The 16,934-nt window shown below is 64.5% G+C and carries 11 protein-coding genes and 1 tRNA gene; 2 read left to right on the top strand and 10 right to left on the bottom strand.

Features of this window, described 5'->3' with window-relative positions:
• Positions 1-3 precede the first annotated feature (3 nt).
• Positions 4-783 carry an IclR family transcriptional regulator gene (locus tag QBJ92_RS08380; RefSeq protein ID WP_277969230.1) on the top strand — a complete coding sequence of 260 codons (780 nt, stop codon included), beginning with the start codon at positions 4-6 and terminating at the stop codon, positions 781-783.
• A 16-nt stretch (positions 784-799) separates the two neighbouring features.
• Here QBJ92_RS08380 and QBJ92_RS08375 read toward each other — a convergent pair whose 3' ends face one another.
• The 8 genes from QBJ92_RS08375 to cpdR all read right to left on the bottom strand — a co-directional run bounded on the left by QBJ92_RS08375 (position 800) and on the right by cpdR (position 13,149).
• Entirely contained in the window at positions 800-1,711 is a 912-nt protein-coding gene (locus QBJ92_RS08375; protein ID WP_277969229.1) for an ROK family protein, read from the bottom strand.
• Between the two features lie 210 nt (positions 1,712-1,921).
• Complete coding sequence (locus QBJ92_RS08370; RefSeq protein ID WP_277969228.1) at positions 1,922-4,240, bottom strand: GH92 family glycosyl hydrolase; 2,319 nt, start codon at positions 4,238-4,240, stop codon at positions 1,922-1,924.
• A 55-nt stretch (positions 4,241-4,295) separates the two neighbouring features.
• A complete protein-coding gene (locus QBJ92_RS08365; RefSeq protein ID WP_277969227.1) occupies positions 4,296-5,720 on the bottom strand; it encodes a glycoside hydrolase family 125 protein in 1,425 nt (474 codons plus the stop codon).
• A gap of 25 nt (positions 5,721-5,745) precedes the next feature.
• A complete protein-coding gene (locus QBJ92_RS08360) occupies positions 5,746-8,112 on the bottom strand; it encodes a GH92 family glycosyl hydrolase (protein ID WP_277969226.1) in 2,367 nt (788 codons plus the stop codon).
• Positions 8,113-8,140: 28 nt separating this feature from the next.
• Positions 8,141-9,187: a glycoside hydrolase family 43 protein gene (locus tag QBJ92_RS08355; RefSeq protein ID WP_277969225.1), complete on the bottom strand. Its 1,047-nt coding sequence runs from the start codon at positions 9,185-9,187 to the stop codon at positions 8,141-8,143.
• 94 nt (positions 9,188-9,281) lie between these two features.
• On the bottom strand, positions 9,282-12,314 hold the full coding sequence (locus QBJ92_RS08350) for a TonB-dependent receptor (protein WP_277969224.1): 3,033 nt from the start codon (positions 12,312-12,314) through the stop codon (positions 9,282-9,284).
• Positions 12,315-12,618: 304 nt separating this feature from the next.
• Positions 12,619-12,693, bottom strand: a tRNA-Val gene (locus QBJ92_RS08345).
• Between the two features lie 78 nt (positions 12,694-12,771).
• Positions 12,772-13,149: a cell cycle two-component system response regulator CpdR gene (gene cpdR / locus QBJ92_RS08340; RefSeq protein ID WP_277969223.1), complete on the bottom strand. Its 378-nt coding sequence runs from the start codon at positions 13,147-13,149 to the stop codon at positions 12,772-12,774.
• A gap of 120 nt (positions 13,150-13,269) precedes the next feature.
• Here cpdR and QBJ92_RS08335 point away from each other — a divergent pair, with 120 nt between their 5' ends.
• The gene (locus QBJ92_RS08335) at positions 13,270-14,151 is read left to right on the top strand and encodes an N-formylglutamate amidohydrolase (RefSeq protein ID WP_277969222.1); all 882 of its coding nucleotides are present in this window, start codon (positions 13,270-13,272) and stop codon (positions 14,149-14,151) included.
• Between the two features lie 304 nt (positions 14,152-14,455).
• On the opposite strand, the gene QBJ92_RS08330 is transcribed toward QBJ92_RS08335, so the two are convergent.
• Complete coding sequence (locus QBJ92_RS08330; RefSeq protein ID WP_277969221.1) at positions 14,456-15,226, bottom strand: SapC family protein; 771 nt, start codon at positions 15,224-15,226, stop codon at positions 14,456-14,458.
• Positions 15,227-15,282: 56 nt separating this feature from the next.
• Entirely contained in the window at positions 15,283-16,746 is a 1,464-nt protein-coding gene (locus QBJ92_RS08325) for an FAD-binding oxidoreductase (RefSeq protein ID WP_277969220.1), read from the bottom strand.
• Positions 16,747-16,934 lie beyond the last annotated feature (188 nt).

Below are 16,934 nucleotides of genomic sequence, written 5' to 3'. Positions count from 1 at the left end.
ATCATGGACGACGCAGCAGACGAGGCACGCCGGTACAAGGCGCCCGCCCTGGAAAAGGGGCTCGATATCCTCGAGTTGCTTGCCGACGCGCGCGATCCGATGCCGTTCTCCGCGATCGCCGACCGGCTCGATCGGTCGCGCGGGGAATTGCACCGGATGGTGCAGGTGCTCCAGTTTCGCGGCTATATCGAACAGGATCCGGGGTCCGAGGGGTTCCGGCTGACCGATCGGCTGTTCTCGCTGGGGATGCGGCAGCCGCGGACTCGTAATCTGGTCGAACTGGCGCTGCCGGTGATGCGGCAACTGGTTCAGGACAGTGGTGAATCGTGCCATCTCGCGCTGCACAGCCGCGGCGAGATGGTGGTCGTGGCGCGCGTCGAATCGGGCGACCACCTCGGCTTCTCGGTTCGGGTCGGCTACCGCCGCGCCCTCCCCTCCACCGCCTCGGGGGCAGTGCTGTACGCCTTCCAGAGCGAGGCCGTGCGGGACCGCTGGGAGACGCTGTTCGAACCGTCGCTAACGCCGGACGCGCTCGCAGCCTTCCGTGCTCTGGCAAAGGACGTCCGCGAGGCTGGACTGGAGCAACGCCCCAGCCCGCTGATTGCCGGCGTGACCGACATTTCGGTCCCGATCCTGCGCGGCAACGCCGCCGCCGCCGCGCTCACCGTCCCGTATCTGGAACGCCGCCAGCCGGTGCATCCCGCCAAGGACGTCGCGGACATGGCGCTCGCCGCGGCACGCCAGATCGCCGATCACCTCGTCCAGAACGACGAGCGACTGTAAGGCAATCCCGCTGCGATTACGCCATTGCGAGCGACCGGGTCGCGGTGGTCGCTGCAAGATTGGCGACTGCGATCGACCCGAGCGGACCCGCCTTGTCCCCCAGCGCCGGCGCGATGATGTACGGGCCGTCCTCGGGCAAGGTCATGTACCCATTCAGGCTGGCGACCAACGCCGCCTCGATCCGTTCGAGCAGATGCGGCTGCCCGGTCACCACGCCACCCCCGATCGCGATCCGGTGCGGTCCGGTCGTGCAGACGATCGTATGACACATGACCGCAATCGTGTGGATGACCGGAACCCAGACCGGATCGTCCTCGGCCAGATCGCCCGTCGCGCGGCCGCCCAATCGCAACGCCAGCGCGGATCCGGAAGCGAGTCCTTCGACGCAATCATCGTGGAAATGGCAAAAGCTCGGGACGGTATCGCCCGCGAGCCGCGGCACGCGGATATGCCCCAATTCGCTATGCCCGATCCCACGGGTCGGCAATCCATGGACGACCAGACCGACCCCGACACCGGTGCCGACCGTGACATACGCAAAGTCCGCCAACCCCTGCGCACACCCCCACGCCATTTCGGCCAGCGCCGCCCCATTGACGTCGGTATCGAACCCGACCGGCACGTCGAACCGTTCGGACAAGATCGCGCGGACGTCGGTCCCGCGCCAGCCCGGCTTGGTGGTCGCGCCAATCTGTCCGAAACGGGGGGACGCGGCGTTGAGTTCGATCGGCCCGAACGAAGCAATTCCCAACGCCCCGAAGCCGGAGGTGGCCGACCAGCGCTCTAGCGTCGCGACGATCGCAGGGAGGGTTTCGTCCGGATGCCGGGTCGGAACGGTAGACTGGTCGACGATCTCGCCGGTTGCCTGTGCCAAGGTGCAGACACACTTGGTCCCGCCAAGTTCAATGCCAGCCCTGAGCGTCGACATTCCCGCCGGAACCGTCACGCTTCCATCGCTCGCGCGGAAACCTGGATCGTAAACGCTACCTGCATATGAATTCCGCAACCTGTTCACACTTGAGTGGCCTGAATACCAAAACGATACCTCTGTTTAATTAACCAACTTACCTAATTCAATCCTCCAGAAGGGCGAAGCGGTTACCAAACGCAGCAGTTGGCACCGTCCTCGATGGAGTACTTAAATCGGTATGCGTCCAAAGGACGGCGGACGGTCTTCCTTCGCGGCCCCGAAGCGCGATGGCGTGGCACCCATTTCGAACGTCAGTGTGCCGCCCTTGACCAGATCCGCATGCGCGATCCAGTTGCGACTCCATGGCCGTCCGTTCCACTGGACCGACTGCACGTACGGCCGGTCCGCCGCATTGCCGCGCGCGACGACCCGCAATGTACGGCCCGGCGCCACGTCGACCTCTACCCGATCGAACAGCGGCGATCCCAACACATACACGGCGCTGACCGGATCGACCGGATAGAAGCCGAGTGCGCTCAGCACGAACCACGCGCTGGTCTGCCCGCAATCGTCGTTGCCGATCACGCCGTCCGGATCATCCTTGTACATTTCGGTCAGCAGCCGCCGGACCATCGCCTGGGTTTTCCAAGGTGCACCGGCGTAGGCGTACAGATAGGCGGCGTGCTGGTCGGGCTCGTTGCCATGCGCATATTGCCCCAGCAGCCCACTGATGTCCGGCGGCGCGTTCCTGGGCAGGGTCGAGGGCGCGGTGAACAGCGCATCCAGCTTGCGCTCGAACGCCGCGTCGCCGCCGAAATGCGCGATCAGGCCGTAGACATCGTGCTGGTTGAGAACGGTCGCCTGCCATCCGTTGGTCTCGGTATAGTCGCGGTACTTGTCGGGGGCATGGCCGAGCTGGATCGGATCATAGTCCTGCCACCAGCTGCCGTCGGCAAAGCGCGGCCGGGCAAAGCCGATCGTGGGATCGAGCACGTTGCGGTAATTGCCGCTCCGCCGCCGCAGCACCGCCGCATCGTCCGTCGCCCCCGCCGCATCCGCCAGCGCGGCCATCGCCCAGTCGTCATACGCATATTCCTGCGTGCGGCTGACCGATTCCCAGATCTTGTCCGCAGGGACATAGCCCAGATCGTAATAATAGCCCCGCCCCAGCGATGCGTCGGTATCGGCAAAAGCGCGGTCGAAGGCGCGCCGCCGGATGTTGGGCCAGGCGGCGGCGTAGTCCGCCTTGATCCCCTTTGCGTGCGCCTCCGCCAGGATCACGACCGAATGCCAGCCGATCATCGTGCCGGTCTCGACGCCCTGCAATTGCCAGACGGGTGGCCCATAAGGGCTTTGCTGCGTCTGGCGGATCAGGTCGCGCGCGAACATCGTGGCGCGTTCGGGCTGGATCAGCGTCAGCAGCGGATGGAAGGCGCGATAGGTATCCCAGGTCGAATAGGTGCTGAACGCGGGCGAGTCCGCCGGGGCCTGATGCACCGCGCGATCCATGCCGACATACCGGCCGTCATGATCGGTGAAGAGCGTCGGCGAGAGGAAGCAATGGTAGAGCGCGCTGGCGAGGATGGTGCGCTGCGCCGGTGTCCCGCCCTCGGCGCGGACGCAGCCGAGCTGCTTCGCCCAACGCGCGCGTGCGGCGCGCCGTGCCGTGTCGAACGGCCAGCCCGGCGCTTCGGCCGCGAGCGCCCCCTTGGCCCCGGCCACGTCGACTGCGGAAATCCCGGTCTTGATCAGGATCGGCGCGCCGCCCGCCTCGTCGAAGAACAGCGCGACCTTCAACTGGTTGCCCGCGACGCTCCGCGCACCAAGGGGCGCCGCCGCATCCCCGTCCCCAAAGAACGCGACTCGGTCCGGCTTGCGAGAAAGTTTGAGCGCGAAATGGATCCGTCGACCCTTCGCCCAACGGTGGACACTCCGGCTTCCGGTCAGTGTCCCGTCTTCTTCCAGCGCGAGCGACGCTTGGTCGATCACCACGCCCTTGTCCCACGAATCGATCGTCCGATGCGCGAAGTCGATCAGGATATGGCCCGGGCCCGCCGGAAAGCGGTAGCGATGCAGTCCGGTCCGCTCGGTCGCGGTCAGTTCCACGGCCACGCCGTTGGCAAGCTGGACCCGATAATAGCCAGGCTCGGCAACCTCATCGACATACCGCTGACGATAGCCCGTCTCGGGCTGCTCGAGCGATCCGGGCTGAAGCTTCAACGGCCCCCGCGCGGGAACGACGAGCACGTCGAGCATGTCGCCGATCCCGGTGCCCGACAAATGGGTGTGGCTGAACCCCATGATCGAGGAGTCGCCCTTGTGGTATCCCGAGCAGGAATCCCAGCGGCTGTTGTCGGTGTCCGGCCCGATCTGCACCATGCCGAAGGGCAACACGGCGCCGGGATAGGTATGGCCATGCCCACCGGTCCCGATGAACAGGTCGGGCTTGCCTGCCGCGGGGCGGGCGTACGCCCCGCCCGGGATGGCCGCTGCAAGCGCGCTCAGCCCAGCCCCGCCAAGCAACTGGCGACGATTGGCGGTCACCATATCCAGATTCCTCGAAACAGTTTCATGTTTTGCAACCGCATCCGATGCGCCCGTCCTAAAGCCGCTCGGCCAGCAGCGCGGGCTTGCGCCGCAGCGTGTCGAGGATCAGCTCACCGAACAGTCCGTTGGCCCAGGCGAACCACGGTCGCGTGAACTTGGCGGGGTCGTCCTTGTGGAAGCTCTCATGCATGAAGCCGGTGCCCGCATGCGTGGTTTTCAGCCAGCGCAGGCATTGCCGGACCACCGCATCGTCGTCGCTGTTGCGCGCATGGACCATGATCGACATCGGCCAGATCATGTCGAACCCGATGTGCGGCCCGCCAATGCCCTTCGCGGCGCTGCCTTCGAAGAAGAACGGGTTGCGCGGGCTCCACGCCTGCGCCGCTGTCCGGCGGAACAACGGGTCCGCACGGTCCGCGGCGCCAAGCAACGCAAGGCCGCACAGGCTCGGGACGTTGGCGTCATCCATGAACAGCGTGCTGCCGAAACCATCCGCCTCATATGCCCAGATCGTTCCGCCCTGCCCGTCCGACATCCGGCCATGCGCGACAAGGGCCGCCTCGACTTCCGCGGCAAGCGCGAGACAGTCCCGCGCCGCGGTGGCGTCGCCACGCGCTTCCTGGTGGACCTGCGCCAGCATCCGCAGCGCGGAGACGGCGAACAGGTTGGAGGGGATCAAGAACGGCAGCACCGTCGCGTCGTCCGACGGACGGAACATCGAATGGATCAGCCCGACCTTGCGCGTCGGCGCGCCATATCCGCCGAGCATCAGCGTCTCGGTCGGCGACGGGTCGACACGCTGGAAGTGGTAAGGCCCCGGCCCGTCCTTGCGCTGCTGTTCGCGGAAGGTGGCGACCGCGCGCGCCATCGCCTGCGCCCACAGCGCGTCGAACGGGGCGTTGTCGCGCGTGGCGGTCCAGTAAGAATGCGCCAGCCGCATCGGATAGCAAAGCGAGTCGATCTCCCATTTCCGCTCCGCCACGCCGGGCTTCATCTCGGTCTTGTCGGACACCGCGCCGAGTGACGACTTCGCGCCCGGATCCTCCATGAAGGCATTGGCGTAGGAATCGATCAGGATGCAGCGTGCCTGTCGCTGGATCAACCCGTGGAACACACGGCGCAGATCGGCATCGCGCGGGGCGAGGTGTACGTAGGTCTGCATCTGCGCCGAACTGTCGCGCAGCCACAAAGCGTCGATGTCCCCGGTGATGACGAAAGCGTCGGGTTTGCCGTCGATCGTCGACAGCTTGACCGTCGTGTCGAGCGTGTTGGGGTAGCAATTCTCGAACATCCAGGCGAGTTCGGGGTCGGCGATCCGCGCCTTCACCGCGCGGATCTCCGCCTCGACCGCCTTGCTCGTAAAGCGGCGCGCGCTGACCGGCGGCCGCTTCGATCCATAGGCAGCCGTCGCCGCGCGAGCGGGGACCGCCGCTGCAACCGCGAGCGCGCCAGCGCCCGCGATGATGTCCCGACGATTCATGTCAGTCTCCCGTTCCGTTGTCAGGTCAGCGCGCTACGGGCGCGCTCATCGAGAAAGGCGCGTTCGCCTTGGCGGTGCCCCAGCGCGTGTTGGGGGTCGGCCCCATCACGAAACGCAGCGTCCCGCCTGCCTGCAAGGCAGCGCGCGACAGCCACGGCTTGTCGTGCGGCTTGCCGTTCAGCGTCACCGACTGGATGTAGACGTTCTTCGGCCCGTTGTTGGGGGCCTCGATCGTCAGCACCTTGCCCCCCGGCATGGTTAGCCGGACCGATCGGAACAGCGGGCTTCCGATCGCATATTGGCCGACCGTCGGGGTCACCGGATAAAAGCCCATTGCGGAAAAGACGTACCAGGCCGACGTCTGGCCATTGTCCTCGTCGCCCGGATAGCCGTCCGGTGTCGCCGAATAGAGCTTTGCCATCACATCGCGGACATGGCCTTGCGTCTTCCACGGCTGCCCGGCCCAGTCGTACAGATAGGTCATGTGCTGGATCGGCTGATTGCCGTGCGCATATTGCCCCATGTCGACGATCTGCATTTCGCGCGTCTCGTGGATCACCGATCCGTAATAGCTGTCGTCGAACACCGGCGGCAGCGTGAAGATCGAATCGAGCTTGTCGGTGAACTTGCGGTCGCCGCCCTGCAGGTCGATCAGCCCCTGCACATCCTGCATCGCCGAGAAGCTGTAGTGCAGCGCATTCCCCTCGGTGAAGGCATCCCCCCAGGCGTAGGGGTTGAACGGCTGCATCCAGCTGCCGTCCTTGTTGCGGCCGCGCATCCAGCCGGATTGCGCGTCGTAGAGCTTGCGGTAATTCTGCGCCCGCGCGGCGTATTTCTGGGCATCCTCGGTCTTGCCGAGCGCAGCGGCGAGCCGCGACAGCGAGAAGTCGGCGGTCGCATATTCGAGCGTGCGCGCGGCGCTCTCGTTGATGCCGACGTCATAGGGCACATAGCCGAGCTTGTTATACCATTCGACGCCCTCGCGCCCGACCGCGCTGACGACATTGCCCTTCTTGTCCTTCGGTCGCCTTTCCGAGGTGGTCGCGTTCTTGACCATCGCCTCGTACAGCGTCTCGACGTCGAACCCGCGCACGCCCTCCAGATAGGCGTCCGCGATGATGTTCGCCGAGTTTGACCCGATCATCACGTCGCGCTGGCCCGGGCTCATCCATTCGGGAAGCCAGCCGCCTTCCTTGTAAGCGTTCGCCAGCCCCTGCATGATCTGGCCGTCAAGTTCAGGCCGGACGAGCGCGAAATACGGGAAGACCGCGCGCCACGTGTCCCAGAAGCCGTTGTCGGTATACATCGGCCCGTCGTGGACCTTGCCGTCATACGGGCTGTAATGGACCATCGTACCGCGCGCATCGATCTCGTGGAACTGCCGCGGGAACAGCAGCATCCGGTACATCGCCGAATAGAAGGTGCGCTTGTTGTCGAGACTGGGGTCGCTCACCCGGATGATTCCGAGTTCCTTCTCCCACGCGGCCTTCGCCTTGGCTTCGGTCGCGGCGAAGCTGTCGCGGCCGACTTCGCTGTCGAGATTGCGCTGCGCCTGTTCCGCGCTGATGAAGGACGAAGCGACCTTGACGCCGACCTGCTCGCCGTCACGCGTCTTGAAGCTGACGACCGCGCCGACATGGCCGCCTTCGCGCGTGGTGTCCGCGCCGATCTGCCAATTATCGTCCCAGGTCCGGCTGACGCTGAAGTCGTGGTCGAACTGCGCGACGAAGTAATTGTGGAAATTGTCGGGCACGCCGCCGTGGTTGTTGCGGACATAGCCGGTGATCCGCCGGTTGGCCGCGTCGATCTTGACCATCGACCCGCCCGCCAGCCCGTCGAGCAGAATGTGCGCGTCGTCGCTCTTGGGGAAGGTGAAGCGGAATTGCGCGGCGCGGTTGGTCGGCGTCACCTCGGCGGTGACGTCATAATCCGCGAGATAGACCTTGTAATTGTACGGGTGGCTCGTCTCCGCCTTGTGGCTGTACCAGCTCGCGCGCTCGTCTTCCTTGATCTTGAGCGGGCCGGTTTCCGCGAACAGCGAGAAGGCAGCGTAATCGTTCATCCACGGGCTCGGCTGATGCGTCTGCTTCAATCCGTTGATCTTGAAATCATGGTACATATAGCCCCAGCCGCTGCCGGGCTTGCCGGTCACCGGGGTCCAGAAGTTCATCCCCCACGGCACCGCGACCGCCGGATAGGTGTTACCGTAGGACAGTTCGTAGGTGGAATCGGTCCCCATCAGCGGGTTGACCAGATCGGCGAGCGATTCCGCCGCTTCTCCCCGCTGTTGCGCCATCGCGGGCGCGACGAGAAGCGGCGCAGGCAGGCCGAGGCTGGTGACGGCGAGCAACGCAAGGCTGCGCCCGGCGGATGCGGCAAATCGGATCTTCACGTCAGGTCTCCCGGAAAATGCGGATCGATCATTTCCGCCGCACAATCGGGCGCAGAGGAGCGCCGCTATTGGTCAGCACGACCGGCTTGATCGTCCCGTCCGCAGCAAAGGTCATGCGATCGATCGCGATCTGGCGATGCTCGCCCTTGTCGTCGCCAAGCGGACGGCGGTGATAGACGATGTACCATTCGTCGGTGCCCGGCACCTTGACCACCGAATGATGCCCTGCCCCGCGCGCGATCCGCGAATCTTCCGCGAGGATCGTGCCTTTGGGCGTAAACGGGCCGGTCGGGCTCTTTCCCGTTGCGTAGGCGACGCGATAGTCCGAGCCGGTCCAAGCGCCCTCGGACCACATCAGATAATAGATACCCTTGCGCTTGATGACGAACGACCCCTCGACATAGCCGGGGGGCGTAATGTCCTTGTAGGTCGTGCCGTCCGCGAAGGGCCGCACGCTGCGCAGGTCGTCGCTCAGGCGGACGACGTTGCACTGCTTCCAGCCGCCGTAATAGAGATACACCTGCCCGTCGTCGTCGCGATAGACGAACGGATCGATCGGCTGCGCCTTGTTATGAAACGCCCCGATTAGCGGCTTGCCGATCGCGTCCTTGAACGGCCCGCCCGGCCGGTCGGCTACGGCAACCCCGATCCCGCCGTGTTCGGCGTCGCTTTGAATGTCGTTCGCGCCGAAGAACAGATAATAGCGGCCCTCGTGCGCGATCGCCGAGGGTGCCCACACCGCATAGCCAGCCCACGCCACGTTGGCGACATCGAGCACATGGCTGTGCTTGGTCCAATGGACCAGATCGGGCGAGGAAAAGGCGTTGAAGAAGGTCTGCTGGAGGTAGGACGGCCGCACGGTATGCTGCCGGCGCAACTTTACCTGTTCGGGGGTAAAATGCGGCGATACGTCGGGCTTTCCCGCGTCGTCGGAGTAGGTCGGGTAGATCCAGTACCGGTCACCGAACACCCGGATCTCGGGGTCGGCATACCAGCCCGGAACGATCGGATTGCGCGCCGCGACCGGAACGGCAATCGCCACTGCGGCCAGCGCGGCCAGTCCCAACCTGTTCATGGGCACATCATCCTTGCTCCCGGATCGGAAAATGGCGCGGCACCGCCTGGGGGAGACGGTGCCGCGCGGCGTACTCGGGGAGGGGTACGCCGTCTCAGAAAGTCCACTGCACGCCGGTGTAGAAACGCCGCCCGGTATATTGGCTCGAATAATACCGTGCGCTCGTATCGTTCCCGAGATGCGCGCGCTGCTCGGACTTGGTCAAGTTGATCACGGACGCGGTCAGCGAGATATGATCGGTCAGGTTATACAGACCGTTCAGATCGACCTGTTCGTACGGATCGGAATAGATGTTCAGGCCGGAAACGATCCCGCCGACCTGCTCGCCCTTGCGGTTGTACGACGCGCGCAGCAACACGCCGTGCTTTTCGTAGAAGACCGAAGCGTTCCACTGCGTCTTGGCGCTGCCGACCAGCGGCGACGTGCCGATCTTGGTACCGTTGAGCGAGACGTCCGCGGTCGAGGTATGGTTGTAGGTGAAGTTCACCTGCGCCCCAAGCCCGAAGTCCAGCGTATGCTGGGCGTAGAGCTCGACGCCCTCCGATACCGCGCTGGCGCCGTTCGCCTGGGTCGAATATTGCCGCACCAGGACTTGCTGGCCCTGCACCGTCTGAGTCAGGTCGAGCACCAGCGGGACCACGAAGTTCTTCACATCCTTGCGGAAAAGAGCAGCGCCGATCACCGATCCACGATGGAAATACCATTCCGCACCTAGGTCATAGGCCCAAGCCGAGAAGGGTTTCAGGCCGAAGTTGCCGCCATTGCCAGACCAGCCCGCAACTTCGCCGAACTGATTGCGGTCATACGTATAGGCATCGGAGTTGAAGGTGAGCGAGCGCGCCGCCGCCAGATCGTTGAACGCCGGACGCGCGACGACCTTCGATACGGCACCGCGCAGCAGCACGTTGCTGGTCACGTCCCACGAGATGTTGAAGCTCGGCAGGACGTCGGTGTAGCTCTTCGACTCATTGTTCGGGCTGAATTCGCGGATCTCGCGCTGGCTCTGCGGCAATACCTGGCAATTCCCGTCCGCGCCGATCGGCGCAGGGCTGAACGGACCGCCGGGTCCGTCGCGGCAATAATCGATCTCGCGATAGATCGTGTCGGTGGACGTGCCCGACTGCTTGGTATTGGCGATGCGCACGCCGATGTTCCCGCGCACCGGCCCGGCCTTGAAGTTCGCCTCGACATAGCCCGCCCAGATCCGTTCCTTGATCTGGTACAGGTTCTGCGGCTGCGGCACGGTGACCGCATTGCCATAGGTCTTGTTCAGATACTCAAGGTAGTTATCGAGGTTGACGCCCGGAAAGGACGTCGCGGTGAACCCACCCGGGATATTGCTGATCGGCTGATCATAGAAGAATGACGGCTGCGCGACCGCACCCTGCGCCGTGTCCTGGAACCGCAACAGCGTAGCCGGATCGGCATACCAGTTGAGTTCGCCCGTCCGCCGCGTGATCTTGCCGTCGCGCCATTTCGCGCCGACCTGGATCGCCTCGAGCACGCCGCCGAATTTGCGCGTGACGTCGACCTGTCCGTATTTCTGCTCGATCGAACTGTTGGTGAAGCCCGATCCCGTCGAGCCGGTATCGATCTGCGCGATGCCGTTCATCAAATTCCGTTGCAGTTCCGGCGAGAACGCCATCGCCAAGCCGCCACCACTATAATCGTAGGAGCTCAGGAAATTGCCGTTCTGCGTCACCGTACCGGTCAGGCGCGGCTTGGCCGCGACCTGGAACTGCTGCGACGGTCCACCGGTCGACCGCGTCTTGCCCGCGATGAACGATACGGAGAGGCGGTCCTGCGACCAGTCGCCATGCAGGTCGAACGTGTTCGAGACGTCCTTTTCCTTGGAATAGATGCCGGCAAGCTGCGGCGTCTCCATCGTGCAGATCGGCGTCTGCGTCAGGCAACCCGTCCCTGCGTTCGGCACCTGGAACGTCGCGGATTGCAGGACCGTGTTGCTCTTGTCGAACTTCGCGGCTGTGAAAAAGTTATCGTACCCCCATTCGGGGATCTTGAGCGCGTTCGTCCGGGTTTCGCTGTTGAGCTGGAAGCGGAAATAGTTGGCGGTCAGCCGTAGATTGTCCGTCGGCTTCCATTCGAGCGTCGCCTGCGCGCCGATTCGCTCGCGTTCCGACACGAGGATCGATTCGTTGACCGACTGCGGCGCCCAATAACCGTTGTAATGCTGGCCGGACTGAGTCGTTTCGCCGCGATTCTGCGACCAATAGGACACCGCAGCATCATTCGCGATCGGCCGACCGTTGACGTCGGTCGCCTTGATCCCGTCGCGCCCGCCGTCGGTCCACCACTGCCAGCTCTCGGTCGAGCCGTTCATCTCGCGATTGGTGCGCTTCTGATACGTCCCGCCGAGCAGAAGCCCCAGCGTACCCGACGCATTGTGCCAAGAAAGCTGGCCCGACACTTGCGGTTCGACCTTCTCGGTCACATCGGCGATCGTCCCCTCTGCCGAGACGAACCCCGACCAGGGCTTGAGGTCGAGCGGGCGGCGGGTGTGCAGGATGATCGTGCCGCCGACCCCACCTTCATCGAGCCGCGCTTCGGGCGATTTATAGACGTCGATGCTGCCGATCATGTTCGACGGCAGCAGCAGATAGTTGAACGACCGCGACGGGTCGCCGGTATCCGCACCCGCGATGAAATTACCGTTGAGTTCGGTCAGCGTCAGGTCGGATTGCAGGCCACGGATGCTGACCCGGCTGCCCTCCCCACCGTCGCGCTCGATGACCACGCCCGGCACGCGCTGGAGCGAATCGGCGACGTTCTTGTCGGGGAACTTGCCGACATCCTCCGCAGTGATGACGTCGATGAAGGCGTTGGCGTCCCGCTTCCGGGCGAGACTGGTTTCGATCGAGCGACGATACCCGGTAACGACGATATCATCGGCGATGACCCTGACTTCCTGGCCTGAGGCGGCGCCATCCGCTGCCGGTGCGGGCGCCTGGTCTGCGGGGGCGGTCGGCTGCTGCGCGTTCGTTACCAGCGGCGGCGGTGCCGTCTGCGCCTGAGCTACTCCCCCGAAGACGATGATTGCGCTTGCCGACGTCAGCCACTGCCGCAGAAGCCGCGCCTGCACCGCAGACGATCCGTAAAACCGTGCCATCCCTGTTTCCCTCTCCCTGCCGGACCAGCGATCGAAGTGTCGCTTTATCGTTGGTCCGGGTCGTCCCTGACGCCCCCAGGATCCAAATATAAAAACATTTTGTCAATTAAAACATTTTCAGGAAATTCCGGAGGGATACCGGAATTTTGCACGGCAGTTACTTTAACAAGAAATGGTAACGGCAACATCGGCGTCGCCCGAAACCTGCAGGGCATCAGCATCAGAGGTGCGCCGGTAAAGACGGTTCGAGACGGGAGCTGGAAACGAAAAAACCCGCCAGCTCGGAGAGCTGACGGGCTTTTAATGGTGGGCGTGGCAAGGATTGAACTTGCGACCCCTGCGATGTCAACACAGTGCTCTACCACTGAGCTACACGCCCACGTCGCCGCGGCGCTGCCGGGCGAGGGGTGGCCTTTAACGAAGGCTTTCCCGTCGCGCAAGCACCCTTCGCGACGAATCAGAAATTTCCGCCGACCCGCTCCAGTTCGAACATCCGGTCCACTTCCAGCACCAGATCGCGGAGGTGGAACGGCTTCGACAGGACGCGCGCCTGCGGCATCGACTTGCCCGCCCGCAGGGTCACTGCGGCAAAGCCGGTGATGAACATCACGCGCAGGTCGGGCACCATTTCGCTCGCCTTCTGCGCGAGTTCGATCCCGTCCATCTCGGGCATCACGATATCGGTCAGCAGCAGGTCGAACCGTTCCTCCTGCAACAGTGGGATCGCGGCGGTGCCGCGGTCGACCGCCGCGACCGAATAGCCGGACCGCTCCAGCGCCCGCGTCAGATATTCGCGCATCACGCGATCGTCTTCCGCCAACAAGATCCTGATCATGCCATTGCGTCCTGGTACGTTCCGTCGGGCCAAAACGCCCGAATTTGGGGTATTGTATGCGCGAAGGCCTTAAGATTTTCCAGCCGGATCGCCGCACGGGCTGTGCTACTATAGGCCAATATGGCCGCTTTCGATCCCCATGCCCCTGCCCCGCCGCGACCGCCGTTCGACCGTTTCGGGGGCACGATTCCCGCCAGTCCGGTGATTGTATCGGTCCCGCACGCCGGACGCGACTATCCAGCCGCGCTGCTGGCCGCGTTGCGCGTTCCGTTCGTCGCGGTGACCGTGCTCGAGGACCGCTATGTCGATGCGGTCGCGCTGCTCGCCCACAAGGATGAGACGATGCTGATCCAGCGTCGCGCCCGGGCGTGGATCGATCTCAACCGCAACGAACAGGAACGCGATCCGGCAATCGACGAGGGTGCTCGCGCCAGCGGCACGCCAATCGCCTCCGTCAAGGTGCGCGGCGGGCTCGGCTTGATCCCGCGGCGAGTCGCCGGAGCGGGGGACTTGTGGCGGCGGCGGTTTGGCGCGGACGATATCGCAACGCGAATCACGCAGGACTACCGCCCTTATCATGCAGCGCTGACCGGTGCGCTGCAGGCGGCGCGCGCCCGCTTCGGCATAGCGGTGCTGCTCGACGTCCATTCGATGCCCAGCCTCGGCCCTGGCGGCCCGCGGATCGTGCTGGGGGATCGTCACGGCCGCAGCGCCGGCGCACGCTTCGTCGACGCGATCGAACGCACCGTTCGGGCCGCCGAAATTCCGTGCGCCCGCAACACGCCCTATGCCGGCGCGCACATCCTCGACACGCAGGCGCAGGGCGGCGTCGTGCATGCAATCCAGATCGAATTCGACCGGACCCTGTATCTCGATCCGGCCGGCGACTTGCCGGGTGATGGCCTGCACAAAACCGCGCACTTGCTTCGCGCGATGATCGATTCGGTCGAAGCCGAGGCAAGCGGGCGCATCACGGCGCCGCACGCGATCGCGGCGGAATAAAGGACATAAAAAAACCACCGCGTGCAGTGCACGCGGTGGCCAAGGTTCAGGGAGGAGACACTCCCGAAGGAGCGTCGCGCGGCCCCGCGAAAGGGGGGAACACGAAACCGCGTAAGACCGATATAGGTAAGCGGTTTTCCGGGTTCAAGACGAAATCGCCGCGATCTGCGCACCCGCCGCAATTTTCATCGCAAAATCAGTCGATAAACCGATAAGGCATTGTTTCAGAACAACAAAAAACCCCGCCGCAGCGCGACGGGGTTCTTGGTAGCAGGGCACATGCGGCGTTTGCCGCAGGCCCGGCTCAGTTTACCAGTTGCGGCGCCGGGGCCTTGCCCAGCTTGACCTGGCGGTCGAAGATCTGCGGCAGAGTCGTGAGCGAGAACAGGTGCGCATAGACGAGCGGCAGCAAGCCCGACTTCTGGATCTTGCGAAGCTGGTCGCCGCGCAGATCGTTGAGTTTCTCTTCGTTCACGATCTGGAAGCCGCGATAGATGAACGGTTGATCGTTGCCCGCCATGTTGAGCGTAAACTCGCCGTCCATCAGCAAGTCCATTTCGCGCAGCTCGGTCATGAAATTGGCGGTGCGTGCGCCAGCCTGCTCGAACTGTTCGTTGAAGCCCAGGATGTTCTGGACGAGCTCGGTCGGCTTGCCATCAGCGAACAGCGCCTCGCCTTCGTCGAACGCGCCGATCGTCGGGCTGGTCGGGTCGAAACACAGCGACAGGTCCTGTGCATCCGGACGAAGCCGGGCGAGCATGAACGGATAGCGGCGGATGTACGCCGGGATGTAGACCTTGTCCTCGATCAGCTTGCCGTCATCGCCGACGAAGACATTGACGCCCTCGTTCAGGCCCATCAGCGCGATCGGGATCGAATCCGCACCCGTGGTGAAGACGATCGGCAACCACGGCTGGGTCGCGACGAATTCGTCGACGGTGACGGGAATGGCATGCTGGTTGACCAGAAACGGTGCCGCATCGCCCGCGTTGAACCGGAAGGTCGCGTGCGTCTCGCTGGAAAGCGGCTCGAGCGCATTGTAAAACAGGGGAAGGGTTTGCGGCGCGCTGGCCATGATCGTCTCCATTGATGAAAGTAGCGCGCAGGTCCCCCACGCCTTGGGTTCGCCGTCTATGGTGCGCGTCGGCTTTCTGCAAGGGCGAGGAGCTTGCCCGGGTTCATCAACCCGTCGGGATCGAGCCCGTGCTTGATCGCCCGCAGCGCCGCGATCCGGGCGGGAGACGACAGCCGTTCCAGCTCGTCCCGCTTCATCTGCCCAATGCCATGTTCGGCGGAAATCGACCCGCCCGCCGCCACGACCAGATCATAGACCATCCGGCTGGCGGGGGCGCCGATCTCGCGCTGCCACCGGTCAGCGGCAACGGGATCATGCTGCAATCCCGCGGGCGCGTTGACGTGGAAATGGACGTTGCCGTCACCGAGATGCCCGAACCCGGTCGCGTGGACCCCCGGATACGCCGCCTCTACCGCAGCCGCCGCGCGCACCATAAAGTCGGGCATCGCATCGACCGCGACCGAGATATCGTGCGCAATCGTCGGCCCTTCGGCGCGTTCGGCTTCCGAAATCGAGTCGCGCAACCGCCAGAATGCCGCCGCCTGCGCCATGCTTGCAGCCACCACCGCATCGCGCGCCAGACCGTCCGCCAGCGCAGTCGTGAGCAGTTGCTCCAGCGCATCGTGCGCGCTCGGCTGCGCGGTCTTGGTGACGTAATCGATCAGCACCAGCCACGGATGGCGGGCTTCCAGCGGCGCCCGCGTGCCGGGAACATGCTTCAGCACGAGGTCGAGGATTTCGCCAGGAACGAGCTCGAAGCTCTCGATCGCATCGCCCGAACGCCGCTCCAGCATGCGCAGCAACGTCAACGCGGCCTGCGGGCTCTCGACCCCGATCCAGCCGGTCGCCCGATCCGCCTCGGCCGGAACGATCCGTAGCGTAGCCGCGGTTACCACCCCCAGCGTGCCCTCGGCACCGACCAGCAACTGAGTCAGGTCGTAGCCGCGATTGTCTTTCTTGAGCGCGGACAATCCATCCTGCACCTGCCCATCGGGCAGGACGATCTCGAGCCCGGCGACGAGCGCGCGCATCGGACCGAAGCGCAGCACTTGCGTGCCGCCCGCATTGGTCGACACGAGCCCGCCGACGGTGGCGCTTCCGCGTGCGCCGAGCGTCAACGGGAACCGCATTCCCTCGGCTTCCGCGGCGGCCTGTAGATCCTGGAGAATCACTCCCGCCTCCGCGACCGCAAGCCCAGCTGCGGGATCAACCCTGCGCATCCGGTTCATGCGGCGCAACGACAGGATCAGCGCCGAGCCATCCGCCGGCGGCGTCGCGCCGCCCACCATGGAGGTGTTGCCGCCCTGCGGCACCAGCGGAACGCCATGATCGCGTGCCAACCCGACGATCGCGGCGACGCCAGCGGTGCTGTCCGGCGACAGGATCGCCGCGCTCGCCCCATGATAGCGACCGCGCCAGTCGGTCAGCCACGGGGCGATGTCGAAGGATTCGGTGGTCACGGCCGCATCGCCCAACCGGGCGCGGACGGCGTCGATGAAGCGGGTTTGTGCAGCGTTCACGCGGTTTTCCTAGACCTGATCCGCATTGGTTGCCAGCCGCCCCCGTGCCGTTTGGTCGTGATCGGGACAGGCTTCGTAGAAACCATTAGCAAAATCGCCAAGTAACGAACCAGAACGGTTCATATGCATTAACGCACATTACGCTTTCGTAACGAATTCAACGTCGTCAAGGATGTGACAGTTCTGCA

The organism is Sphingomonas echinoides (assembly GCF_029623395.1).
Lineage (GTDB): Bacteria > Pseudomonadota > Alphaproteobacteria > Sphingomonadales > Sphingomonadaceae > Sphingomonas > Sphingomonas echinoides_A.
The sequence above is the reverse complement of the archived record's forward strand: the minus strand, read 5'-3'. Positions and strand labels throughout refer to the sequence as shown.

Bases quoted from the DNA above. Each gene is read 5' to 3' on its own strand.
- QBJ92_RS08380 (WP_277969230.1), top strand. From the start codon at position 4: ATGGACGACGCAGCAGACGAGGCACGCCGGTACAAGGCGCCCGCCCTG.
- QBJ92_RS08375 (WP_277969229.1), bottom strand. From the start codon at position 1,711: ATGTCGACGCTCAGGGCTGGCATTGAACTTGGCGGGACCAAGTGTGTC.
- QBJ92_RS08370 (WP_277969228.1), bottom strand. From the start codon at position 4,240: ATGGTGACCGCCAATCGTCGCCAGTTGCTTGGCGGGGCTGGGCTGAGC.
- QBJ92_RS08365 (WP_277969227.1), bottom strand. From the start codon at position 5,720: ATGAATCGTCGGGACATCATCGCGGGCGCTGGCGCGCTCGCGGTTGCA.
- QBJ92_RS08355 (WP_277969225.1), bottom strand. From the start codon at position 9,187: ATGAACAGGTTGGGACTGGCCGCGCTGGCCGCAGTGGCGATTGCCGTT.
- QBJ92_RS08350 (WP_277969224.1), bottom strand. From the start codon at position 12,314: ATGGCACGGTTTTACGGATCGTCTGCGGTGCAGGCGCGGCTTCTGCGG.
- cpdR (WP_277969223.1), bottom strand. From the start codon at position 13,149: ATGATCAGGATCTTGTTGGCGGAAGACGATCGCGTGATGCGCGAATAT.
- QBJ92_RS08335 (WP_277969222.1), top strand. From the start codon at position 13,270: ATGGCCGCTTTCGATCCCCATGCCCCTGCCCCGCCGCGACCGCCGTTC.
- QBJ92_RS08330 (WP_277969221.1), bottom strand. From the start codon at position 15,226: ATGGCCAGCGCGCCGCAAACCCTTCCCCTGTTTTACAATGCGCTCGAG.